Below are 839 nucleotides of genomic sequence, written 5' to 3' on the forward strand. Positions count from 1 at the left end.
TTCTTCCTTCGTCAGGATGTAGGCTTCTGCCATGAACTTCTTGTGCGGCTTGACCGAACCCGGCTTGCACAGGATCTGGCCACGCTCAACGCCGTCACGGGTAACGCCGCGAACGAGAGCACCGATGTTGTCGCCAGCCTGGCCCTGGTCGAGCAGCTTGCGGAACATTTCAACGCCGGTAACCGTCGTCTTCGACGTCGGACGAATGCCGACGATTTCGACTTCTTCACCAACCTTGACGATACCGCGCTCAACGCGACCCGTCACAACCGTACCACGGCCAGAGATCGAGAACACGTCTTCGATCGGCATCAGGAACGGCTGGTCGATCGGACGCTCAGGCGTCGGGATGTAGGCGTCAACAGCAGCCATCAGCTCGCGGATTGCGTCTTCACCGATCTTCTTGTCGGAATCTTCAAGAGCAGCAAGTGCCGAACCCTTGACGATCGGGATATCGTCGCCCGGGAAGTCGTAGGACGACAGAAGTTCGCGAACTTCCAGTTCGACGAGCTCGAGAAGCTCGGCGTCGTCAACCTGGTCAACCTTGTTGAGGAACACGACGATCGCCGGAACGCCAACCTGGCGAGCAAGCAGGATGTGCTCGCGCGTCTGCGGCATCGGGCCGTCAGCTGCAGAGCAAACCAGGATCGCGCCGTCCATCTGGGCAGCACCGGTGATCATGTTCTTCACGTAGTCGGCGTGGCCGGGGCAGTCGACGTGTGCGTAGTGACGGTTCGGCGTTTCGTATTCGACGTGCGCCGTCGAGATCGTGATGCCGCGAGCCTTTTCTTCAGGAGCAGCGTCGATCTGGTCGTACGCCTTGAACTCGCCGAAATACT

The 839-nt window shown here is 59.6% G+C and carries 1 protein-coding gene; it reads right to left on the bottom strand.

The window, feature by feature from the left end; all coding sequences use genetic code 11:
- Positions 1 to 839, bottom strand: an 839-nt coding sequence (locus GH784_RS27035) for an elongation factor Tu (RefSeq protein WP_153794054.1), incomplete at both ends; no start/stop codon positions are given.

The organism is Agrobacterium tumefaciens, assembly GCF_009649785.1.
GTDB classification, from domain to species: Bacteria; Pseudomonadota; Alphaproteobacteria; order Rhizobiales; family Rhizobiaceae; genus Agrobacterium; species Agrobacterium tumefaciens.